Source organism: Bradyrhizobium sp. 1200_D9_N1_1, assembly GCF_052075915.1.
GTDB classification, from domain to species: Bacteria; Pseudomonadota; Alphaproteobacteria; order Rhizobiales; family Xanthobacteraceae; genus Bradyrhizobium; species Bradyrhizobium diazoefficiens.
This window is the reverse complement of record NZ_CP197226.1, coordinates 6,482,475-6,503,194: the sequence shown is the minus strand read 5'-3', so window position 1 is coordinate 6,503,194 and position 20,720 is coordinate 6,482,475. Positions and strand designations below refer to the sequence as shown.

20 protein-coding genes are annotated in these 20,720 nt (G+C 65.1%); 11 read left to right on the top strand and 9 right to left on the bottom strand.

All coding sequences use genetic code 11. The features are described 5' to 3' along the window. The first annotated feature begins 131 nt into the window (after nt 1-131). The 4 genes from gcl to AB5K84_RS31245 all read left to right on the top strand — a co-directional run bounded on the left by gcl (nt 132) and on the right by AB5K84_RS31245 (nt 4,117). Nucleotides 132-1,922 carry a glyoxylate carboligase gene (gene gcl, locus AB5K84_RS31260; RefSeq protein WP_011085950.1) on the top strand — a complete coding sequence of 597 codons (1,791 nt, stop codon included), beginning with the start codon at nt 132-134 and terminating at the stop codon, nt 1,920-1,922. 11 nt (nt 1,923-1,933) lie between these two features. Beyond that, nucleotides 1,934-2,719 carry a hydroxypyruvate isomerase gene (gene hyi, locus AB5K84_RS31255; RefSeq protein ID WP_011085951.1) on the top strand — a complete coding sequence of 262 codons (786 nt, stop codon included), beginning with the start codon at nt 1,934-1,936 and terminating at the stop codon, nt 2,717-2,719. A gap of 12 nt (nt 2,720-2,731) precedes the next feature. Then, the gene (locus AB5K84_RS31250; protein ID WP_011085952.1) at nt 2,732-3,619 is read left to right on the top strand and encodes a 2-hydroxy-3-oxopropionate reductase; all 888 of its coding nucleotides are present in this window, start codon (nt 2,732-2,734) and stop codon (nt 3,617-3,619) included. A gap of 114 nt (nt 3,620-3,733) precedes the next feature. Beyond that, a complete protein-coding gene (locus AB5K84_RS31245; protein WP_028172203.1) occupies nt 3,734-4,117 on the top strand; it encodes a DUF1236 domain-containing protein in 384 nt (127 codons plus the stop codon). Between the two features lie 39 nt (nt 4,118-4,156). Here AB5K84_RS31245 and AB5K84_RS31240 read toward each other — a convergent pair whose 3' ends face one another. From AB5K84_RS31240 to AB5K84_RS31230, 3 genes are all read right to left on the bottom strand, one after another. Further along, a complete protein-coding gene (locus AB5K84_RS31240; RefSeq protein ID WP_038966059.1) occupies nt 4,157-4,534 on the bottom strand; it encodes a VanZ family protein in 378 nt (125 codons plus the stop codon). 75 nt (nt 4,535-4,609) lie between these two features. Then, nucleotides 4,610-5,218, bottom strand: coding sequence for a thiamine pyrophosphate-dependent enzyme (locus AB5K84_RS31235; protein ID WP_011085955.1), 609 nt, complete (start codon nt 5,216-5,218; stop codon nt 4,610-4,612). Nucleotides 5,219-5,228: 10 nt separating this feature from the next. Continuing rightward, the gene (locus tag AB5K84_RS31230; protein WP_028172200.1) at nt 5,229-5,786 is read right to left on the bottom strand and encodes a thiamine pyrophosphate-binding protein; all 558 of its coding nucleotides are present in this window, start codon (nt 5,784-5,786) and stop codon (nt 5,229-5,231) included. Between the two features lie 267 nt (nt 5,787-6,053). Between AB5K84_RS31230 and AB5K84_RS31225 the strand changes: the two genes are divergently transcribed. From AB5K84_RS31225 to AB5K84_RS31215, 3 genes are all read left to right on the top strand, one after another. Continuing rightward, on the top strand, nt 6,054-7,103 hold the full coding sequence (locus AB5K84_RS31225) for a hydroxyacid dehydrogenase (protein ID WP_038966058.1): 1,050 nt from the start codon (nt 6,054-6,056) through the stop codon (nt 7,101-7,103). Nucleotides 7,104-7,222: 119 nt separating this feature from the next. Continuing rightward, complete coding sequence (locus AB5K84_RS31220) at nt 7,223-7,672, top strand: flagellar basal body rod protein FlgC (protein ID WP_011085958.1); 450 nt, start codon at nt 7,223-7,225, stop codon at nt 7,670-7,672. 195 nt (nt 7,673-7,867) lie between these two features. Next, the gene (locus AB5K84_RS31215; protein WP_028172197.1) at nt 7,868-8,080 is read left to right on the top strand and encodes a hypothetical protein; all 213 of its coding nucleotides are present in this window, start codon (nt 7,868-7,870) and stop codon (nt 8,078-8,080) included. A 3-nt stretch (nt 8,081-8,083) separates the two neighbouring features. Here AB5K84_RS31215 and AB5K84_RS31210 read toward each other — a convergent pair whose 3' ends face one another. From AB5K84_RS31210 to AB5K84_RS31200, 3 genes are all read right to left on the bottom strand, one after another. Further along, entirely contained in the window at nt 8,084-8,662 is a 579-nt protein-coding gene (locus tag AB5K84_RS31210; protein ID WP_028172196.1) for a GNAT family N-acetyltransferase, read from the bottom strand. A 6-nt stretch (nt 8,663-8,668) separates the two neighbouring features. Beyond that, entirely contained in the window at nt 8,669-11,026 is a 2,358-nt protein-coding gene (locus tag AB5K84_RS31205) for an Orn/Lys/Arg decarboxylase N-terminal domain-containing protein (RefSeq protein WP_038966057.1), read from the bottom strand. A 226-nt stretch (nt 11,027-11,252) separates the two neighbouring features. Next, on the bottom strand, nt 11,253-11,732 hold the full coding sequence (locus tag AB5K84_RS31200; protein ID WP_028172194.1) for an Lrp/AsnC family transcriptional regulator: 480 nt from the start codon (nt 11,730-11,732) through the stop codon (nt 11,253-11,255). A 141-nt stretch (nt 11,733-11,873) separates the two neighbouring features. Here AB5K84_RS31200 and ald point away from each other — a divergent pair, with 141 nt between their 5' ends. Continuing rightward, on the top strand, nt 11,874-12,989 hold the full coding sequence (gene ald / locus AB5K84_RS31195; RefSeq protein ID WP_011085963.1) for an alanine dehydrogenase: 1,116 nt from the start codon (nt 11,874-11,876) through the stop codon (nt 12,987-12,989). A 137-nt stretch (nt 12,990-13,126) separates the two neighbouring features. Here the strand turns inward: ald and AB5K84_RS31190 are convergent, their stop codons facing one another. The 3 genes from AB5K84_RS31190 to AB5K84_RS31180 are packed head-to-tail and all read right to left on the bottom strand — an operon-like array spanning nt 13,127 to nt 17,165. Further along, on the bottom strand, nt 13,127-15,037 hold the full coding sequence (locus AB5K84_RS31190) for a flavin-containing monooxygenase (RefSeq protein WP_011085964.1): 1,911 nt from the start codon (nt 15,035-15,037) through the stop codon (nt 13,127-13,129). Continuing rightward, nucleotides 15,034-15,675, bottom strand: coding sequence for a TetR/AcrR family transcriptional regulator (locus AB5K84_RS31185; RefSeq protein ID WP_011085965.1), 642 nt, complete (start codon nt 15,673-15,675; stop codon nt 15,034-15,036). The genes AB5K84_RS31190 and AB5K84_RS31185 overlap by 4 nt, the downstream gene beginning before the upstream one ends. Beyond that, on the bottom strand, nt 15,672-17,165 hold the full coding sequence (locus AB5K84_RS31180; RefSeq protein WP_011085966.1) for an AMP-binding protein: 1,494 nt from the start codon (nt 17,163-17,165) through the stop codon (nt 15,672-15,674). Before AB5K84_RS31180 ends, AB5K84_RS31185 begins: the two co-directional genes overlap by 4 nt. A gap of 171 nt (nt 17,166-17,336) precedes the next feature. On the opposite strand from AB5K84_RS31180, the gene AB5K84_RS31175 reads away from it, so the two are divergent. The 3 genes from AB5K84_RS31175 (at nt 17,337) to AB5K84_RS31165 (ending at nt 20,605) form a co-directional block, all read left to right on the top strand. Next, entirely contained in the window at nt 17,337-18,596 is a 1,260-nt protein-coding gene (locus tag AB5K84_RS31175) for an ABC transporter substrate-binding protein (RefSeq protein ID WP_011085967.1), read from the top strand. A gap of 90 nt (nt 18,597-18,686) precedes the next feature. Next, nucleotides 18,687-19,589 (top strand): branched-chain amino acid ABC transporter permease, encoded by a 903-nt coding sequence (locus tag AB5K84_RS31170; RefSeq protein ID WP_011085968.1) that lies wholly within the window; start codon nt 18,687-18,689, stop codon nt 19,587-19,589. Beyond that, the gene (locus AB5K84_RS31165) at nt 19,586-20,605 is read left to right on the top strand and encodes a branched-chain amino acid ABC transporter permease (RefSeq protein WP_011085969.1); all 1,020 of its coding nucleotides are present in this window, start codon (nt 19,586-19,588) and stop codon (nt 20,603-20,605) included. The genes AB5K84_RS31170 and AB5K84_RS31165 overlap by 4 nt, the downstream gene beginning before the upstream one ends. The last annotated feature ends 115 nt before the right edge of the window (nt 20,606-20,720 follow it).

Genomic DNA, 20,720 nt, shown 5'->3' with positions numbered 1-20,720 from the left:
ATCTAACTGATTGACACGCCCACGATTTTTCCACGGCTGCCGCATCGTGGAAAATAAAATCGATCTCGTTGAGATCGCACCTTGCGCGCCCGATGATCTCGCTCGCTGACGCAACTTGAGCGAGGTCCGATATGGCGAAGATGCGAGCTATCGATGCGGCCGTGCGAATTCTGGAGAAGGAAGGCATCTCGACTGCCTTCGGCGTTCCAGGAGCCGCGATCAATCCGCTTTACTCGGCGTTGAAGAAGCGCGGCTCGATCCGCCATATCCTGGCGCGTCATGTCGAGGGCGCCTCGCACATGGCCGAGGGCTATACGCGGGCGAAGGCCGGCAATATCGGGGTCTGCATCGGTACGTCGGGGCCGGCCGGCACCGACATGATCACCGGGCTCTATTCGGCGATCGCCGATTCGATTCCGATCCTCTGCATCACCGGGCAGGCGCCGCGGGCGCGGCTCTACAAGGAGGATTTTCAGGCGGTCGATATCGAGTCGATCGCAAAGCCCGTGACCAAATGGGCGGTCACCGTGCGCGAGCCGGCGCTGGTGCCGCGGGTGTTCAGCCAGGCGTTTCACGTCATGCGCTCAGGGCGGCCGGGGCCGGTGCTGATCGACATGCCGCTCGACGTGCAGCTCGCCGAGATCGAGTTCGACGACGAGACCTATGAGCCGCTGCCGGTTTACAAGCCGGCCGCGACCCGCAAGCAGGTCGAGAAGGCGCTGGAGATGCTCAACGCGGCCGAGCGGCCGCTGATCGTGGCGGGCGGCGGCATCATCAACGCGGACGCCTCGGACCTCCTGGTCGAATTCGCCGAGATCGCCAATGTGCCGGTCGTGCCGACGCTGATGGGGTGGGGCGCGATCCCCGACGATCACGTGCTGATGGCCGGCATGGTCGGCCTTCAGACCAGTCACCGCTACGGCAACGCCACGATGCTCGAATCGGATTTCGTGCTCGGCATCGGCAACCGCTGGGCCAACCGCCACACCGGCTCGGTCGAGACCTACACCAAGGGCCGCACCTTCGTGCATGTCGACATCGAGCCGACGCAGATCGGGCGGGTGTTCAATCCCGATCTCGGCATCGTCTCGGACGCCAAGGCTGCGCTCGAGCTCTTCGTCGCCGTCGCCAGGGAGTGGCGCCGGTCAGGCAGGCTCCGCGAGCGCCAGGCGTGGCCCGCGGCCTGCCGCGATCGCAAGCGCTCGATGCTGCGCAAGAGCCATTTCGACAACGTCCCGATCAAGCCGCAGCGCGTCTACGAGGAGATGAACAAGGCGTTCGGCCGCGACACCACCTATGTCACCGTGATCGGCCTGTCGCAGATCGCGGGTGCGCAGTTCCTCGGCGTCTACAAGCCGCGCAACTGGATCAATGCGGGGCAGGCGGGGCCGCTGGGCTGGACGCTGCCCGCGGCGCTCGGCGTGCGCGCGGCCTGCCCGGATCGCGACATCGTCGCGCTGTCAGGCGATTACGATTTCCAGTTCCTGATCGAGGAGCTCGCGGTCGGGGCGCAGTTCAACCTGCCCTACATCCACGTCGTCGTGAACAATTCCTATCTCGGCCTGATCCGCCAGGCCCAGCGCGGCTTCGACATGGACTACCACGTCCAGCTCTCGTTCGAGAACATCAACGCGCCCGAGCTCGGCGGCTACGGTGTCGACCATGTCGCCGTCGCCGAAGGCCTCGGCTGCAAGGCGATCCGCGTCACCGATCCCAAGGACTCGCAGGCCGCGTTTGCGACGGCGCGCGAGCTGATGGCGAAGCACCGCGTGCCCGTGGTGGTCGAGTTCATCCTCGAACGCGTCACCAACATCGCGATGGGGACGGAGATCGACAACATCGTCGAGTTCGAGGAGGTGCTGGACCTGGCCCTCGACGAGGTCGGGACCAAGCGGCCCGGCGTGCTTCAGCCGGCGGAATAGGGGACAGCATCATGCCGAAGTTTGCCGCCAACCTCACCATGCTCTTCAACGAGATGCCGTTCCTCGACCGCTTCGCCGCGGCGAAAGCGGCGGGCTTTGCCGGGGTCGAATATCTCTTCCCCTATGATTTCGACAAGGCGCAGCTCCGAGAGCAGCTCGAGGCCCACGGGCTGACGCAGGTGCTGCACAATCTACCGGCCGGCAATTGGGCCGGGGGCGAGCGCGGCATCGCGATCCTGCCGGATCGCACCGCCGAATTCCGCGACGGCGTGTTCCGCGCCATCGATTATGCCAAGGCGCTCGATTGCGACCAGCTCAACTGCCTCGTCGGCATCGCGCCCGCCGATGCCGATCCGCGCGAGCTCAACGAGACCCTGGTCGGCAATCTACGCTTTGCCGCCTCGACGCTGGCGCGGGAGAACATCAGGCTGCTGGTCGAGCCGATCAACACGCTCGACATTCCCGGCTTCCATCTCAACGGCACCGAGCAGGCGGTGCAGCTCATCTCTGAGGTGCGGTCGAACAATTTGTTCATCCAGTACGACGTCTACCACATGCAGATCATGGAGGGCGATCTCGCCCGCACCATGCAGGAATATCTCCCGCAGATCGCCCACATCCAGCTCGCCGACAATCCCGGCCGTCACGAGCCGGGCACCGGCGAGATCAACTACCCCTTCCTGTTCCGCCACCTCGACGCGATCGGCTATCGCGGCTGGATCGGCTGCGAATACAAGCCGCGCACCACGACGCTGGAAGGCCTGTCCTGGCACGCGGCGCAGACATTCGAGACCTGAGGAAAATTAGACATGATCGACATCGGCTTTATCGGACTTGGCACCATGGGACGGCCGATGGCCGGCCATCTTCTGGCCGCGGGCCATCGCGTGCTCCTGCACGACGTTGCGCCGGTGTCGCCCGAGCTGATCGCGGCGGGCGGCATCGCCTGCAAGTCGGGCAGGGAGGTCGCGGAGGAGGCGGATGCCGTCATCATCATGGTGCCGGATACGCCGCATGTTGAGGCTGTGCTGTTCGGCAAGGACGGCGTCGCGAGCGGCATCTCCAAGGGTAAGATCGTCGTCGACATGAGCTCGATCTCGCCGCTGGCGACGAAGGAGTTTGCCAAGAAGATCGAGGCGCTGGGTGCGGACTATCTCGATGCGCCAGTATCGGGCGGGGAGGTCGGGGCGAAAGCTGCGAGCCTCACCATCATGGTCGGCGGGCCGGAGCGGGCCTTTGGCACCATGAAGCCGATCTTCGACAGGATGGGCAAGAACATCACGCATGTCGGCGCCAATGGCGACGGACAGACCACGAAGGTCGCCAATCAGATCATCGTCGCGCTGACGATCGAGGCGGTGAGCGAAGCGCTGCTGTTCGCATCGAAGGCCGGGGCGAACCCCGCGCTGGTGCGCAAGGCGCTGATGGGCGGCTTTGCCTCGTCGCGGATTCTCGAAGTGCATGGCGAGCGCATGGTAAAGCGCAATTTCGATCCCGGCTTCCGCATCGAGCTGCACCAGAAGGATCTCAATCTCGCGCTCGAAGGCGCTCGCTCGCTCGGACTGTCGCTGCCGAGCACAGCGGTGGCGCAGCAATTGTTCTCATCCTGCACCGCGCATGGCGGCAAGGGCTGGGATCATTCGGCGATGGTGCGCGCGCTGGAACTGATGGCGGGGCACGAGATCGCCGCGGCGTAAGCGTTACGCGGGAACACTCTCCAGATTTGACCTGTCTTTCGTCCCGCGGGAACCGGAACAATGGTCCGCTCCCGCGGGTTGGGAGTGCATGACAATCACTGGAGAGATAAGCGCATGAAAACCCGTCTTGCGATTTCGTTGGCTGCCGCGTCGCTGCTGGCGTCGAGTGCGGCCTTTGCTCAGTCGACGACCGAAGAGGGCGCGAGGAACGGCGCGCGTGCGGGCGGCGATATCGGTGGTCCGGTCGGAGCGATGGTCGGCGGCACCGTCGGTGCGGCCGTCGGCGCCGGCCTCGAAATCCCGAATGCGATCCTGGGCGGAATCCCGCGCGATGACTCTGTCGTGATCCACGAGCGCGTCGTGGTCGGCGAGCCGCTGCCCCCGACCGTGGTGCTGCGTCCCGTGCCGAACTACACCGAATATCGCTATGCGGTCGTGAACGACCGCCGCGTCATCGTCGAGCCGCGGACCCGCCGCGTCGTCAAGATCATCGACTGACCGGCATAAGCGTTGAGTGAAAACGGGCCCTGCGGAGCGTCACTCCGCGGGGCCTTCGCTTGTGACGGATACGCTCGGGCGTAGCCGTGTCATGACCCAATCGGCTGCGGCTGCGAGCGCGAAGCCGGCGCAGCCGGTGGCGGCATCGACCAGAAAATCCTCCAGCCGTGCATGGCGTCCCGGCGTCCAGAACTGCATCAGCTCGAGCAGGCCGATCAGGATGACCGAGACGGCCGCCGCTGCCAGGCGTCGCTTCCGATAGGCGAGGCCGAAGGCCAGCCCGACCAGGATGAAGGCGAGCGCATGCTCGCCGTCCTGGCCGAGGTCGGAATGGGGGCGCAGGCCGGGCGGACCGAGGGTTGCAAAGGCAACGGCCGCAGCGAGCAGCCAGGCAAAGGCACGAACCAAAATGGACATCCGCACCGCTTAGCATGGTTTTGCAGGGCCTGCGCGGGCTGCGGATCAGATCGCCGTGTAGTTAATGACGAAACGTTAAAGTGGCTCGCGCACGCCGAGGCCCTGCATGAAACGCTCCCGGATCTGCACGGGATCGCGCCGGGTGGTGCCGACGCCCGGCTTGTCGTCGATGCGGACCGCGATCAGGCTCGGCTCGGGGGCCGACATGGCCTCCTCGACCAGGCGCTCGAAATCCTCCTCGTCCGCGGCCCAGGCGCTGTTGGCGAGCCCCGAGCCGGCGGCGATGGCGACGATATCGGCGACGTCAGCGGCCGGCGTCGGCTGCGCGCCGGTGATCTGGTAGATGCCGTTGTCCATCACGATCATGATCAGGTTCTTCGGCTTCAACGCCGCAATCGTCGAGAGTGCGCCGAGCTGCATCAGCAGCGAGCCGTCGCCTTCGAGCGCGAAGACGCGGCGCTTCGGCTGCGCCAGCGCAACGCCGAGCGCGATCGGGAAGGCGAGCCCCATGCTGCCGAGCATGTAGAAATTCTGCGGGCGGTGGCCGGCGGCCCAGAGGTCGAAATTGGTATTGCCGATGCCGCCGATCACGGCCTCCTCGTGCTTGAGCTTTGCGATCAGGCGCGAGGTGACATCGAAGCGGTTCATCACCTTGGTGTTGCGCGTGTTCATGTTTGAACTCATTTGGCCGGCCTCACTTGTCGAAGACCTTGCCGCCGGTGAGCAGCGGGTTGAGGATCAGGGCCACCGGCGCCTGCGTGGTGATCGCCTGCTTGATCGAGCGGTCGGCGATGAATTCAAGCTCGTCGAGCCGGGTGATGGTGTGATGCTCCAGCGCCAGCGAATCCAGCACCGGGCGCATGGTGCGGCAGACCAGCGACTGGCCGTAGTTGAACTCGCCGAGCGTGCCGCGCTCGGACACGAACATGATCAGCGGGATCTGGTAGGGCACCGCGAGCGAGGCCAGCACGTTGGCGAGCGTGGCAAAGCCCGAGGTCTGCATCAGCACCGCGCCGCGCCGTCCGCCCATCCAGGCGCCCGAGACGATGCCGACGGCTTCCTCCTCGCGGGCGGTGGCGAAGGTGGTGAAGAAGGGATCGGCATGCAGGTTCTTGATCAGCGGCGTCAGCACGCGGTCGGGCACGTAAGGGATCAGGCTGATCTCGTTCCGCTTCAAGGTCTGCAGGACGATGCCGTGCCAGCTCCCGTCGCCGGACCCCTGCGTCGAGGTCTGCTGTTCCGCAATCGCCATTGCGCTCTCCCTTGGCGTATTCCTTGGGCCGCGCATGCTTCTTGGTCTTTGCCATTGCCCTGGCCGTCGCGGCGATCCGCCGAACTTGACGCAGGCCGCGGGATTGTCAACATGTCCGGGCCGGCACCGTGATCTGCGCCAGGCGGCCTGCCGTGGCCGGCACCGCCATGTCATAAGCGGCGACAATGAGAAATTGGGAGGAAGGCATGGACGGGCGCGCGCCGCGCTGACCTTGTGGGCCTCCTCGAGAGAGCCGGAAGGGTCCTGATGTCCGTCAACAACAAGCGCGTCTTCTACGTCAAATATCTGGCCAATCCGATCTATATCGACATCCTCAAGGCGCGACCCGACGTCCGGCTCGACCGCATCGAGAACGAGAGCCCCGAAGACTTCTATGCGCCGATCGTCTCGGCCGCCCATGTCTACCAGATCGGCGCGGCCCGCGACGAGCTCGCCCCGCACTTCCATGTCGATGCCGCCTTCCTGAAACGGACGCCGAATTTGCTGCTCGTCTCCAGCAACGGCGCGGGCTTCGATCCCGTTGACGTCGAAGCCTGTACCGATGCGGGCGTGCTGGTCGTCAACCAGTCCGGCGGCAACGCCCATTCGGTCGCCGAGCATGCGCTGGCGATGATGCTGACGCTATCCAAGCGCATCATCCAGTCCGACCGTCGCCTGCGCCGCGAGCGCGACGTCAATCGCAATGACCTCGTCGGCAACGAGGTCGAGCACAAGACCGTCGGCATCATCGGCCTCGGCAATGTCGGCCGCCGCATCGCCGCGCTGTGCAACGGCCTGCTCGGCATGAAGGTGCTGGCCTATGACCCGTATCTAACCGCCGAAGTGATGGCCGAGCGCGGCGGCGAGAAGGTCGAGCTCGACGAGCTGCTGCGCCGCGCCGACTTCGTCTCGATCTCCTGCCCGCTCAACAAGGGCAGCCGCAACATGATCAGCGTGCGTGAATTCGCGCTGATGCAGCCGCATGCCTATTTCATCACCACCGCGCGCGGCTTCATCCACGACGAGGACGCGCTGCTCCAGGCGCTGCGCGACAAGCGCATTGCGGGGGCCGGTCTCGACGTCTGGTCCAAGGAGCCGCCGCCGCCCGAGCATCCGCTGCTCCAGTTCGACAACGTGCTGGCGAGCCCGCATACCGCGGGCGTGACGACCGAGGCGCGCCAGAACATGGGCCGCATCGCCGCCGAGCAGGTGCTGGACACGCTCGACGGCAAGCGCCCGCCGCGCATCATCAATCCCGAGGTCTGGCCGCGCTACGCCGAGCGCTTCAAGCAGGCGTTCGGCGTGATGCCCGGGTAGGGACGCGCACGAAGGTCGATTGCGCTCCAATCATTGGTTACCGCGATGAGAATACAAAGTCGTGCATCTTATCGATTGCGTGAGGGAACGCGTATTTCTTGTCCTGTAGATGAAAGGCCATGAGCATATTTTCGATTGCCACATCCGGACTTTCTGCAGCGAGTTTGCGCGTGAGCGTGGCCGCGAGCAACATCGCCAATATCAGCACGACCGGCCCGTTACCTGCGTCAGGCGGATCGAGCACATCGGCCGGTGCGGGCAGTTCGGGCATTGGTCCGACCTTTCCCGCGGCTTATGTGCCGCTGCGCGTCGATCAGGTCTCCCAATCGAGCGGCTCGACGCCGGGCGGTTCGGTCGCGACCGTGTCGGCGGTTTCGCCGAGCTATATCGCACAGTCGGATCCGAGCGCTCCCTTCGCAAACGAGGACGGCCTGGTCGCAGCGCCGAATGTCGATCTCGCCGGCGAATTCGTTGAACTGGTGACCGCGAAGTACAGCTTCATTGCCAATGCGAAGGTCATTCAAGCTTATGCCGAGACGACAGAGTCGCTGCTCGATATCACGACGTAATGATTGATGTCGGCCCGTGCGCCTCGTGTCGCGCGCGCCTTCCGCGAGGCTTTGGGCAGGGCGGGGCGGCTGACGGATCGAACCGACGCCTGGACCGGCGGCGGGAACCGTTGCCGGCCTTGATCCCGGTCAAAATCTGCCTCCCCGAAACCGGGTAAATGGGATTAGAGTGCTGCCGAGGCAGCAGGAGGTCCCATGTCCACTTATGTCGTCAGGTTCATGAAGGACGTGCTCGGGGAGTACGGCCGGCAGATCGAGGTCTGCCAGGGCACGCTCGAGATCGACGCCGCCGACGAGGACGAGGCCAGGGAACGGGCGAAGGCGCGGTTTTGCAAGGACCAGGCGTTGTGTGACTGGTCGCTGCATGCCGATCGCATCCACGTCAGACCGGCCGACTTCCCCTCGTAAGGCTTACCGGCCGGGTGCCGTTGCCGGCGGCGGCGCGGTTGCGCCCGCGCCGAGCGAGCGTTGCACCATGACGGTGTCGGACCAGCGGCCGTGCCGGTAGGCGACGCCGCAGAGCAGGCCGGCGCGCGCGAAACCGAACTTTTCGTGCAGCGCCAGCGAGGGCGCGTTGTCGGCGTCGATATAGCCGATCATCTGGCGGAAGCCGGCCGCCGCACAAACATCGACCAGCTCCTGGAGCAATAGCCGTCCGACGCCGCGGCCGAGATGCGCGTGGTGGACGTAGATCGAGTGTTTGGCGGTGTAGCGATAGGCCGGGCGCTTGCGGAACAGCACCGCATAGGCGTAGCCGACCACCTCGCCGCGATAGGTCGCGACCAGATGCGGCAGGCGGGTCTGCTTCAGGTTCTTGCGCCGGTCGCGCAGATCGTCCGGCTCCGGCGCGCCGGTTCCCTCGACATCGCGCGGCACGCCGTTGCGGACATGATGGCGGTAGATCGCTAGCATCGCCTCGACATCGCTCTCGCGCGAGGGGCGGACCTGGACCGGCTCGTCATCCGCGCGGATTGCGGCTGTCTCGTTCATCGGCACCTACTCGGCAACGACGTAAGTATAGAGCCCGATACGGCCCTGGGCATCGATCTCCTTGTAGACGCCCTGGATTTCGACGTCGAAGCCCGGGAACGTGTTGAAGCAGGTCTCGAACATCTTGAGATAATCGACCATGGGCTTGGCGCGTTCCGTCAGCCGCTCGCCGGGCACGATGGTGGCGATGCCGGGCGGATAGACTACGAAGGGCGTGGTGGCGATGCGGCCCGCGATCGCCTCGATCGGCAGATAGTCGACGTCGTTGCGGAACAAATAGCGGGCGGCATCGCGGGGCGACATCGCGATCTCAGGCATGTGCTCGGGCATGAACTGCCGCGCCTGGAGCGCGCTGACATCGGCGGCGCGGAAGAAACGGTGCATGTCGCCGCAGAGATCGCGCAGCCGCACGCCGGCATAGCGCGCCTGCCGCCGCTGGTAGAATTCCGGGATTGCGTCCGCCAGCAACGCATTGTCGTCGTGCAGCCTCTTGAAGGCGACGAGGCCGGAGATCAGCGTGCCGGCCTTGCTCGCCTCGACGCCGGGAGTGAGCAGGAAGAGCAGGGAGTTGAGGTCGTTCTTCTCGGGCACGATGCGGTTCTCGCGCAGATATTGCGCGACGACGGGGGCGGGGATGCCGTGCTCGGCATAGGCGCCGGTGGTGCGATCGAAGCCAGGCGTGAGCAGCGTCAGCTTGTTCGGATCGGTCATGGCAAAGCCTTCCGCGAGATCGGGAAAGCCGTGCCAGTTGGTATCCGGAGAGAGTTGCCACAAGGCGGGATTGGTGGCGAGCTCGTCGGTGGACAGCGTCTCCCAGGCGACATTGTGGGCGGCGCCGGGGCGACTGACGTCGGGGATGGCGACGCGATCCGGGACGAAGGGCTCGAAGAACCAGCGCCGATCGGGGTTCTGCTCCTTCTCCTCGAACTCACGCCGCATTGCGCGGATCTTCTTGCGCAGCTCGATGCCGAGCCGGATCGTGTCGTCCCACAGCACTTCGCCGGAGCGCCCCTTCATCATCTGCGCGCCGACGTCGAGGGATGCGAACAGCGGATAGAACGGTGACGTGGAAGCGTGCTGCATGAAGCTTTCGTTGAAGCGGCGATGCTCGACGCGCCGCTTCTGGCCGCGGATGTGACGGTCCTTGATGTGGATTTGCGAGGCCTGCGAGAAGCTCGCGAGTTGCTTGTGGGTCGACTGCGTCGCGATGATGCCGGGCGCTTCCGGGGGAAGGTTCGCGAGGCCCATGGCGAAGCGGCCGGCATAGAGCGGGTGGAATTTCATGAAGCCGGCCCAGGCCTCGTCGAACAGGATGTATTCGCAGAGATGGCCGATGCGCTTCAGGATCATCTCGGCGCTGTGGATCGAGCCGTCATAGGTGCACTGTTCGACCACGGCGACGCGGAACGGCCGTTCCTTGCGCCAGGCGTCGCGATCCCTAACCAGCGGATGGTTGCGGATCGCCTCGCGCAGCGCCTTCTCGTCGAGCACGTCCCAGCGCATCGGGCCGATCAGGCCCCAGGCGTTGCGAATGGTCGGGACGTAGACCGGGATGCCGCCATTGATCATCAGCGCGCCGTGATGAGCGGCCTTGTGGTTGTTGCGGTCGAACAGCACGAGATCGCCGTCGGTGACGAGCGCGCCGAGCGCGACCTTGTTCGAGGTCGAGGTGCCGTTGAGCACGAAATAGGTCTTCTCCGCGCCGAAGATCGCCGCTGCCTCCTTCTGCGCCTTCAGCGCCGGGCCCTCATGGGTAAGGAGGTCGCCGAGGTCGAGCACGGAATTGTCGAGGTCGTCGCGGAACACGGATTCGCCGAGATGCTCGACGAACACCCGGCCGATCGGGCTGCGATTGTAGAACACGCCGCCATTGTGGCCCGGACAGGTCCAGAGCTGGTTGCCTTCCTCGGCATAGTCGACCAGCGCGCCGAAGAACGGCGTCTTCAGCGTCTCGGCATATTGCTTGAGCCGGCTGATCAGGTTCTTGGCGATGAAGGTCGGCGTCTCCTCGGAGAGGAAGACATAGCCGTCGATGAAGTCGAGCACCTCGACCGGCAGATCCTCGAACCGCTTGCGCCGGATCAGCAGGATGATCGGGAAGTCGAGGCCGCGGCGCCGCATCAAATTGATCAGCGCCGAGGTCTTGCCCTCCAGGCCCTTCTTGCCCCAGTCCACCACCATGCAGCCGATCGCGGCGTCGGTCTGCACCGCGATCTCCGCGTCCTCCAGCTTGCGGGCCCGGACGACCTCGAAGCCGGAGCGCTGGATTTCCTCGATGATCTGGTTGAAGCGGACGCCTTCGAGGTCGTCGGCGTCGAACACGGGTGCGGCGAACAGGAAGTTGAAGCGCTTGAAATAGTCCATTGTCTGTCCCGAATGTACTGGAGACACAGCTCTCGGCACATTCGATGACAGTTGGATGACAGGAGCTGCGGCTGGCGTTTCGCCTCTCCCCGCTTGCGGGGAGAGGCGGATTGCGCAGCAATTCGGGTGAGGAGGAGCTTCCGCGAGTCCGACTATCACCGCCTTTGTGGGTGCAGCCCCTCACCCCAAGCCCTCTCCCGTAAGAACGGGGAGAGGGAGAAGTCCGCTACCGCTTGGCCTCGCTGAACACCACCGTCGGCACGGCGCGGTTGACGACTTCACGCAGCGCAAAGCTCGATTGCACCCGCGCGACGCGCGGCAGGCGTGACAGCTCGGTGCGGTGGATGCGCTCGAAATCCTGGATGTCGCGCGCGAGCACGATCAGGATGTAGTCGTCGGTGCCCGACATCAGGAAGCAACGCACGACGGAGGGGCATTTCACCACCTCCGCCTCGAACGCTTTCAGCGCCTCGTCGCTCTGGCTCTCCAGCGCAATGCGCACCAGCACCGTCGTGGTGAGGCCGAACTGCGCCAGGTCGAGCGCGGCCTGATAGGCCTGGATGTAGCCGTCGTCCTCCAGCGCCTTCTGCCGCCGCGCCAGCGCCGTGCTGGATAGTCCGACCTTGTTGGCAAGCTCGGTGTGGCTGGCCCGCGCGTTGGTCGTGAGTTCCGCGAGGATGGCGAGGTCTTTCCGGTCGAGGGCCAATGTTTCGTTTCCAGCGTGAAAGGGCACTTCGGCGCCGGAAACCGGCGCGGAGATCGCGAAACTAGCTGATATTTGCACGAAACCAAACTGGACCCGTCGCTACCATGGCGAGGTGAATCAAGACGTTGGAAGGAGCCCAGGATGCGTGTCGGTGTGCCCAAGGAGATCAAGGTGCAGGAATATCGCGTCGGGCTCACCCCGGGCGCGGTCCGTGAATATGTCGCGGCCGGGCATCAGGTGACGGTCGAGACCGGCGCCGGCAGCGGCATCGGTGCCTCCGACGAGGTCTATCGGCGGGCAGGGGCGGAGATCGCCGGAAGCGCCCGCGACGTCTTCGCCAGCTCCGACATGATCGTGAAGGTGAAGGAGCCGCAGAAGAGCGAATGGACCCAGCTTCGCGAAAGCCAGATCCTGTTTACTTACCTCCATCTTGCACCGGACCCCGAACAGGCCAAGGGCTTGCTCGCCTCCGGCTGTACGGCGATCGCCTATGAAACCGTCACCGACGCGGCCGGTCGCCTCCCCCTGCTTGCGCCGATGAGCGAAGTCGCCGGCCGCCTCGCCATCGAGGCCGCTGGCGCCGCGCTCAAGCGGTCGGCCGGCGGTCGCGGGCTTTTGCTGGGCGGCGTGCCCGGCGTGCAGCCGGCGCGGGTCGTCGTGCTCGGCGGCGGCGTGGTGGGAACACAGGCCGCGCGCATGGCCGCGGGCCTTGGCGCGGAGGTCACGGTGATCGATCGCTCGATTCCCCGGCTGCGCGAGCTGGATGATGTCTTTCTCGGACGGGTGCGCACCCGGTTTTCAACCATCGAGGCGGTCGAGGAGGAGGTCTTTGCCGCCGACGTCGTGATCGGTGCGGTGCTGGTGCCGGGCGCGAGCGCGCCGAAACTCGTCACGCGCGCGATGCTGAAATCGATGCGGCCGGGCGCGGTGCTGGTCGACGTCGCCATCGACCAGGGCGGTTGCTTCGAGACCTCTCATGCGACCACGCACACGGACCCGACCTACGAGGTCGACGGCGTCGTGCATTATTGCGTCGCCAACATGCCGGGTGCGGTGCCTGTCACGTCGAGCCAGGCGCTGAACAATGCGACGCTGCCGTTCGGCCTGATGCTCGCGAACAAGGGTTTTGCGGCGGTGCTGGAGAACCCGCATTTGCGCAACGGCCTGAATGTCCACCGTGGCCGCATCACCAACAAGGCGGTCGCGGAAAGCCTCGGGCTGGAGTTCGCTCCGGTGGAGACCGGGCTCGCGGCGTAGACGGGCCGCCAGTTCCGTCATTGCGAGCGTAGCGAAGCAATCCAGAGTATCTCCACGCAAAGATTCTGGATTGCTTCGCTGCGCTCGCAATGACGACGTGGAGAGAGGGTGCGCCGGCGTTGTGGGCGCCATCAACTCTACGCCTTCGTCAGCCTGTACTGCCCAAGATCCGGATCATGCGTCATGCGCCAGTAATCCACGAAGCGCCAGGGCATCGCGGAAAACACGCGGCCGCTTGAGTTGCGATAGTAAGTCGTCATGCCCGGATGGGTCCAGATCATGCCCTCGTGCTCGGCGTCGACCTTGCGGACGTAATCGTCGAGCACGTCCGGACGGACGTCGATCGCTGCGACATCGCGCTCGATCATGTCGGCCAGGCACGCCGAGATGTAGCGGCTCTGGCACTCCGACTGGAAGATGACGCTGCCGCCATGCGCGGGACCTGAGTTCGGGCCGAGCATGCAGAAGAAGTTGGGGAAATCAGGCACGGTAAGGCCGAGGAACGCGGTCGGATTGTCGTTGCCCCAGGCCTCGCGCAAATTCTTGCCGTTGCGGCCGCTGATGTTCAGGCGCGCCGCCATCTCCGTGACCTTGAAGCCGGTCGCGACCGCGATGATATCCGCGGGGCGGCGCTTGCCGTCCGCGGTGACGATGCCGCCCTGGTCGAAACGGTCGATCGCGTCGGTGACGAGCTCCACGTTCGGTCGCGTCAACGTCTTGAACCAGTTGTTGTCGAGCAGGATGCGCTTGCCGTAAGGCGGATAGGTCGGCACGCATTTTTCGATCAGGTCGGGGCGGTCCTTCAGCTCGGTGAGGATGAAGTCGGTCAGCTCCTGCCGGTGGCGGTCGTTGCCCTTGTTGACGGCGCGCTCCGGATGCGGCCAGGCCGGGTCCTTGCGCAGGAACGGCAGCAGGCCGTCGCCATAGCGCCAGAACATGTTGAAGCGATACCACTGCACATAGAACGGCAGATGCGCCAGCAGCCAGCGCGCACCCTCGCTGATCGGGTCGGAATAGCCCTTCACCGGCCGCGCCCATTGCGCGCTGCGCTGATAGACGGTGACCGAGGCAACACGGCCGGCAATCGCCGGCACCAGCTGCATCGCGGTCGCGCCGGTGCCGATCACGGCGACGTGCTTGCCGTCCAGATCGATATCGCCGGACCATAACGCCGAATGCAGGATCGTGCCCTTGAAGCTTTCTTCGCCTTTGAAGCGCGCGCGGGAGGGATCGTTGAGCTGGCCGATCGCGCTGACCAGCGCGGTGGATTCGAAGGTCTCTTCTCCGTCCTTGGTCCTGAGCGTGGAAATCCAGCGCCTCTTGCCTTCGTCCCAGCGCGACGAGGTCAGCTCGGTGTTGACGCGCAAATGCTCGCGGATGCCGTATTCATCGGCGACCTTCAGGAGATAGCCGAGCAGCTCCTCGCGCTGGCAGAAGTACCGCGTCCATGCGTTGCGCGAGCCGAACGAATACGAATAGGAATGGTTCGGTGTATCGACGCCGCAGCCGGGATAGCGGTTGATCCACCAGGTGCCGCCGAGCTCGTCGTTCTTCTCGACGATGGTGTAGGGGATGCCGAGATGACCGAGCGCCACGCCGAGCGCGATGGCGCAGACGCCGGCGCCGACGATCAGAACGTGCTGCTCCGCGAGCTTGTCGTCGGAAGGACGCGTCGTCCATCGTGTCTCGCGCGGCACAAAGCCCATCTCCTCGCGCATCAGGGGCGCATATTCCGGCGCGACGTTCTCGCCGAGGCAGGCGCGCATCATCTTCAAGAGCAGCTCTTCGCCGGGGTCGGTAATGACCGGCTGCGGCGAGCCATTGGCGAAGAGGTTGACCACCGCGGCGCGGATTTCGTCCTGGATCTCCTTCGGCACGCCGGCTTCGGGATCGGGAATGAGGCGGATGTCGCGCTTGGGCAAGTACGGCGGCTCGAGCCAGCGCGCCTCGCCGGTCATGTGCACCAGCACCATCAGGAGGCAGCGGATGTCGCCTTCGGCGATCGCCGAGGCGACGTCGAGCGGGTGGTGGGGAGATGCGATGTTCATGGCGTTTCCTGATCTCCCGGTGAACTGAACAGGCCGCGCGTCATCAGCTTGCGATAGGCGGAGATGACGTGGTCGGGCACGGCGGTGACGCCGCCTTCCGAATAGGAGTAGCGGCGGCTGAGATAACCGCGCGCGCCCATCAGCATGTGGACGATCGCCTCGAATTCCTCGTCGCTGTAATCCTCGATCGCACCCGCAAGGCGGGCGCGGCGCAGGATGCGGACATAGGCGACCGAGATGTTGTCGAGATGTTTTTGGTAGCCGATCGGGGCAAAAAATTCGGCCTCGTTGAGGATGCGCAGGAATTCCGGCACCTCGCGGATGAAGTCGAAGAAGGCGGAGAAGCGCTCGATCTCCTGCCGCGCCGCATCCGCCGTGCCGGTGCGGGCGCGGATGAACCCGACCATGTCGAGGCCGATCTTGGGCAGCAGCTGGTCGAGCAGCTCCTGGCGGTTCTCGAAATGGTTGTAGAAGGTGCCTTGCGCGACGCCGGCCTGCTCGGTGATGCGGGCGACGGAGGCTTCGGCATAACCATGCTTGCCGACGACCTTGGTCGCGGCGTCAAAGATCTTCTGCTTGGTCCAGGCGTTGCGCTCGACGCGGTTGAGCTTTGTGACCTTGGCATTCGCTTGCGTCATTCAGACGTCTCCAGCTCGGCGCGCAGCACGCGCTTGAGGATCTTTCCGCTCGGGTTGCGCGGCAGGCTGTCGCGGACGACGAGCTGCTTCGGCACCTTGAAACTCGCCAGCCGCGCGCGGCAATGTTCGGTAAGGGCAGGGAGCTCGAGGCTCGCACCTTCCGCCAGCACGACGATGGCGACGGGCCGCTCGCCCCAGCGCGCATCGCGCAGGCCGATCACCGCGACCTCGCGCACCTCTGATAGCTCGTAGATGACGCGTTCGACCTCGGAGGAGGCGATGTTCTCGCCGCCGGAGATGATCATGTCCTTCTTGCGATCGGTCAGATACAGAAAGCCCTCGTCGTCGAGATAGCCGACGTCGCCGCTGCGGAACCAGTCGCCGAAGAAAGCCGCAGCCGTCTTCTCCGAGTCCTTCCAGTAGCCGCGGGTGATCTTCGGCCCGCACAGGCAGATCTCGCCGTTGACGTTCGGCGGCAGCGTCCTGCCCTCCTCGTCGCGGATCTCGATCTCGACATGGGCGATGGCGCGCCCGGTCGAGCCGATCTTCTCGATCTCGCGGCCGGCCTCCATGAAGGTGTCGCCGCCGACGGTCTCGGTGAGGCCATAGGCGTCGATGTAGCGCGCATTGCGGAAATATTCCGAGAAGGCGCGGATGCGCAGCTCCGGCGTCTTCTCGCCGCCGCCGATCGCCCATGTCAGGCTGGAGACGTCGTAGCGATCGCGGGTGGGGCAGGTGAGCATCGCCGTGGTCATGACCGGCGCGAACCAGGCGGCGTTGAGCCTGTCTTCGGCGATGGCCGCAAGTGCGGTCTCCGGTTCGAAATTGCGTTCGATGCGGATGAAGCCGCCATGCCAGAGCACGGCAATGCCGGGCAGGTCGAGTGCTCCGACGTGATAGAGCGGACCGACGACGAGGAGGCGCGTCTCGGCGCTGAGACCCAGCGCGATGGTCTGGTCGGCGGACTTCCAGTAGAAATTATCGTAAGACAGCATCACGCCCTTGGGGCGGTCGGTCGTGCCCGAGGTGTACATGAGCCGCATCAGGTCGGACGGCGCCCGGACGTGCATTGGCGCAGCCGCAGCGCCGCCCGCGAGACGCGTAACGCTCTGCTGGGCGGCTTCGTCCAGCACGACGATCTTCGCGCCCGCCGCGTTCGCGGCCAATTCCTCATCGACCATCAGAAGGCGCGCGCCGGCATTGCCGGCGATGTAGCCGACCTCGTCACGGGAGAGGCGGAAGTTGATCGGCAGAAAAACCGCGCCGAGATGGCTGGTGGCGAACACCAGCTCCAGGAACGCCGCGCTGTTCTTCATCAGCACGGCCACGACATCGCCGGCGCCAATGCCCTGCGCGGCCAGCCAGCCGGCCGCTTTCCGGATGCGCGCGTCGAAGACGGCGTAGGAGATCTCCTCGCCGCGGTATTTCAGCGCGGGCCGCTCCGGCGTGCGCCGGGCATGAAAGGCGATAAAGCTCGACAGGTTGATCATTGTGCGGGTTTTGGGCCGGTTGCGGCCTCATGTCCTCCCTTGATGAATTCTGACTCGTAATTCATCTTTGGCTTGACGTCACCCCCCTACCTCTGAAATCCTTGGGAACACGGAGACGAGACGATCTCCGACAGGGATTTGGAAACGCCGACCCGACAGAGGGAGGGAAAAATGACGAGAACCCGCACGCCGGGCATCAGCCGCCGTTCAACGCTGGCGCTGATGGGCGCCGGTGCGATGAGTGTTGCAGCGCCCTGGGTGGCGCGCGCCCAGGCCAAGACCATCAAGGTCGGCATGCCGACGATTCTGTCGGGCCGCGTGGCGCAGCTCGGCACGTCCTCGCGCAACGCGGTGATGCTCGAGGTCGACAAGGTCAATGCCGCCGGCGGCCTTGCCGGGCGTCCCATCGAGATGGTGATCCGCGATTCCAAGGGCCAGCCGCAGGAAGCCGCGCGCGTCGCGCGCGAGCTCGTCAACACCGATGGCTGCGAATGGCTGATCGACGGCGAGGCCTCGTCCGGATCGTTCGCGGTGCACGAGGTGGCGCGCGATCTCGGCGTGCTCTGCGTCCACACCTGCTCGGAGGCATCCTCGCTCACCGCCGATCCGAAGCAGCACATCCCGAACGCGTTCCGCTGCGTGCGCCAGGGCATCCACGATTCCATCGTCGGCGGCAGTTATGCAGCGGCGATCTCCAAAGCCAAGGGCCTGAAGAAGTGGGCGACCTGTTCGCCGGACTATGCCTATGGCCGCGACACCACCGGCGAGTTCACGCTGTACCTGAAGCGCTTCGCGCCGGACGTCGAGGTCATCAGCGAGTCCTGGCCAAAGCTGTTCCAGCCCGACTACACCGAAGTGGTGACCAAGATCCTCCAGGCCAAGCCGCAGGCGCTGTACTCCTGCCTGTGGGGCGGCGATCTCACCTCCTACATCGACCAGGCCAACATCTACGCGATGTTCAGCCAGATGGAGGTGTTCGCGGTCAACATGGCCGACTACACCGCGCTCACGGTGGTGAAGAACCTGCCCAAGGGCATCCACTCCGGCAACCGCTACATCAAGACCTTCCCGACCACGCCGGAGAATGCCGCCTGGGGCGATGCCTACAAGTCCAAGTACAACGAGTACCCGACCAACTGGTCGTGGCAGAACGCGACCGCGGTGATGTTCCTGGCCGAAGCCGCCAAGAAGGCGAACGCCACCGACGGCAAGAAGATCGCCGAGGTGCTGGCCGGCCTCACCATCAAGTGCCCGTTCGGCGCCGACGGCACCGTGACCATGCGCGGCGATGATCACACCCTCGTCGGCTACGCCATCGGCTGGGGCACCACGATCCCGCAGGAGCCTTATGTGCCCGAGGTCAAGGCCGGCGACTGGAAGACGATCTTCGAGCTCGAGGCCGAGTGGAAGAAGAGCAAAGGCTACACCTGACCGCGCGCGAGGCGGAGGCGACCAACCGTCTCCGCCTGTTTCGTTTGATTCTCCGCGCCAGGTCCGGCGCGCTGCAATGAAAGTGCTCCCGTGGATCTCGACGCGCTCGCCGGCTGCCTCTCCAGCTCCGCCTGCCTGGTGACGCAAACCACCAGCGGCCTCATCATCGGCATGCTGCTGTTTCTGGTCGCGGTCGGGCTGACGCTGATCTTCGGTGTGCTCAAGGTCGTCAATTTCAGCCACGGCGCCTTCTATATGTTCGGCGCCTATTTTGCGATGACGGCCTATCATCTCACCGACAGCTTTGCGCTGGCGATGCTGGCGGGTGCGGGCGGCACCGCCATCCTCGGCCTGATCTTCGAGCGCGTCTTCATGAGCCGCGTCTATGGCGCCGACGTCTTGATGCAGCTCCTCGTCTGCTACGCCTTCGTGCTGATCTTCGATGATGTCGTGCGCATCATCTGGGGCCCCGAGTTCAAGTCGATGGGCATGCCTGCGGCGTTCCAGGTGATGCCGCTGTTCATCGCCGGCGGCGTGGTGCCGCCTTATTACCTGCTGCTGATCGGCGTCGCGCTCGTCGCGGCCATCGTGCTCGGCATTGGGCTGTCGCGCAGCCGCATTGGCAAGGTGATCCGCGCCGCCGCGCACAATCCCGGCATGGTGTCGGCGCTCGGCATCAACACCGGCCTGATCTATGGCGGCGTGTTCGCGCTCGGCGGCATGCTGGCGGGGCTGGCTGGTGCACTTGCCGCGCCGGTGCGCTCGCTCACCCCCGGCATGGGATTCTCGGTGCTGATCGAATCCTTCATCGTCACCGTGATCGGCGGCATGGGCTCGATCCTGGGCGCACTGATCGGCGCGCTGCTGATCGGCCTGATCCGCTCGTTCGGCTCGCTCGGCTTTCCCCTGTTCACGGAAGGTCTGATGTACCTGTTCATGGTGATCGTGCTGGTCTCCAAGCCCACCGGCCTGTTCGGCAAGGAGGCGGCATGACCGAGCTGGAGGCCGGACGCGCGCAGACGCTGGCGCCGGTGCGCAGCGGCGCGGCACTTCATCGCTACCGCGACGTCCTGATCGCGCTGGTCGCCTTCGCCGTGCTGGCGAGCCTGCCGCTTTTCACCGGCAGCAAGGCGCTGCTCGACTTCGTCATCCGCTGCTCGGCTTACGGCCTGTTCGCGACCTCGCTCAACCTCCTGGTCGGCTACACCGGGCTGACCTCGTTCGGCCACGGCATGTTCTTCGGCCTTGGCGCCTACAGTTTCGGCCTGATCATGCAGAAGCTTGGCCTGCCCATTCCGGTCGCCTTCGTCGCGACGCTGGTGATCACGGCGCTCATCGCCGCCGTGATCGGCGCGATCTGCGTGCGGCTGAAGGAGATCTACTTTGCCTTCGTCACGCTGGCGTTCCAGATGCTGATCCACTCGACCATCCTGTCCTGGGCGTCCTTCACCGGCGGTGACCAGGGCCTGCGCGGCGGCATCCCGCGTCCCGCGTTCCTTGGCATCGATCTGTCGAACCACGTCCATCTCTATGTCACGAGCTGCGCGCTCCTTGTCCTTGGCCTGCTCGCGATGCGCCAGATCGCGCAATCGCCGTTCGGCTACACGCTGCGCATGATCCGCGACAACGCCGCGCGCGCAAGCTTCCTCGGCATCGACGTCTGGCGCGCAAAGCTCACCGTGTTCGTGCTGGCGGCGCTGTTCGCGGCGATGGGCGGCATGGTGATGGCGCTGTTCGTCTCCGGCGCCTATCCGGAATTCGCCTATTGGACCATCTCGGGCGAAGCCATCTTCATCAACATGCTCGGCGGCGTCTCGACCTTCCTGGGGCCGATGGTCGGCACCGTGCTGCTGCTGCTGCTCAATGACACCGTGACGCGGTACACCGAGTACCACGGCATCGTGCTCGGCGTGGTCATCCTGTTCTTCGCACTGGGCCTGCGCAAAGGCCTGCTCGATTTCGTCGCCGAATGGTTCGCACACCGGCGCGACGCCGGCGAGGGACGCTAGCGATGTCAGGTGTATCCATCGGGCAGTCATTCCGGGGCGCACGAAGTGCGAACCCGGAACTTCGAGATTCCGGGTCTGGTCCTGACGGACCATCCCGGAATGACAATGCCAGACA

What these genes read in the sequence shown, in the direction of transcription:
- gcl (WP_011085950.1), top strand. Translation starts at nt 132, where the DNA reads ATGGCGAAGATGCGAGCTATCGATGCGGCCGTGCGAATTCTGGAGAAG.
- hyi (WP_011085951.1), top strand. Translation starts at nt 1,934, where the DNA reads ATGCCGAAGTTTGCCGCCAACCTCACCATGCTCTTCAACGAGATGCCG.
- AB5K84_RS31250 (WP_011085952.1), top strand. Translation starts at nt 2,732, where the DNA reads ATGATCGACATCGGCTTTATCGGACTTGGCACCATGGGACGGCCGATG.
- AB5K84_RS31230 (WP_028172200.1), bottom strand. Translation starts at nt 5,786, where the DNA reads ATGGCGATTGCGGAACAGCAGACCTCGACGCAGGGGTCCGGCGACGGG.
- AB5K84_RS31210 (WP_028172196.1), bottom strand. Translation starts at nt 8,662, where the DNA reads ATGAACGAGACAGCCGCAATCCGCGCGGATGACGAGCCGGTCCAGGTC.
- AB5K84_RS31235 (WP_011085955.1), bottom strand. Translation starts at nt 5,218, where the DNA reads ATGAGTTCAAACATGAACACGCGCAACACCAAGGTGATGAACCGCTTC.
- AB5K84_RS31180 (WP_011085966.1), bottom strand. Translation starts at nt 17,165, where the DNA reads ATGATCAACCTGTCGAGCTTTATCGCCTTTCATGCCCGGCGCACGCCG.
- AB5K84_RS31220 (WP_011085958.1), top strand. Translation starts at nt 7,223, where the DNA reads ATGAGCATATTTTCGATTGCCACATCCGGACTTTCTGCAGCGAGTTTG.
- AB5K84_RS31240 (WP_038966059.1), bottom strand. Translation starts at nt 4,534, where the DNA reads ATGTCCATTTTGGTTCGTGCCTTTGCCTGGCTGCTCGCTGCGGCCGTT.
- AB5K84_RS31225 (WP_038966058.1), top strand. Translation starts at nt 6,054, where the DNA reads ATGTCCGTCAACAACAAGCGCGTCTTCTACGTCAAATATCTGGCCAAT.
- AB5K84_RS31185 (WP_011085965.1), bottom strand. Translation starts at nt 15,675, where the DNA reads ATGACGCAAGCGAATGCCAAGGTCACAAAGCTCAACCGCGTCGAGCGC.
- AB5K84_RS31175 (WP_011085967.1), top strand. Translation starts at nt 17,337, where the DNA reads ATGACGAGAACCCGCACGCCGGGCATCAGCCGCCGTTCAACGCTGGCG.
- AB5K84_RS31190 (WP_011085964.1), bottom strand. Translation starts at nt 15,037, where the DNA reads ATGAACATCGCATCTCCCCACCACCCGCTCGACGTCGCCTCGGCGATC.
- AB5K84_RS31215 (WP_028172197.1), top strand. Translation starts at nt 7,868, where the DNA reads ATGTCCACTTATGTCGTCAGGTTCATGAAGGACGTGCTCGGGGAGTAC.
- AB5K84_RS31205 (WP_038966057.1), bottom strand. Translation starts at nt 11,026, where the DNA reads ATGGACTATTTCAAGCGCTTCAACTTCCTGTTCGCCGCACCCGTGTTC.
- AB5K84_RS31245 (WP_028172203.1), top strand. Translation starts at nt 3,734, where the DNA reads ATGAAAACCCGTCTTGCGATTTCGTTGGCTGCCGCGTCGCTGCTGGCG.
- AB5K84_RS31165 (WP_011085969.1), top strand. Translation starts at nt 19,586, where the DNA reads ATGACCGAGCTGGAGGCCGGACGCGCGCAGACGCTGGCGCCGGTGCGC.
- ald (WP_011085963.1), top strand. Translation starts at nt 11,874, where the DNA reads ATGCGTGTCGGTGTGCCCAAGGAGATCAAGGTGCAGGAATATCGCGTC.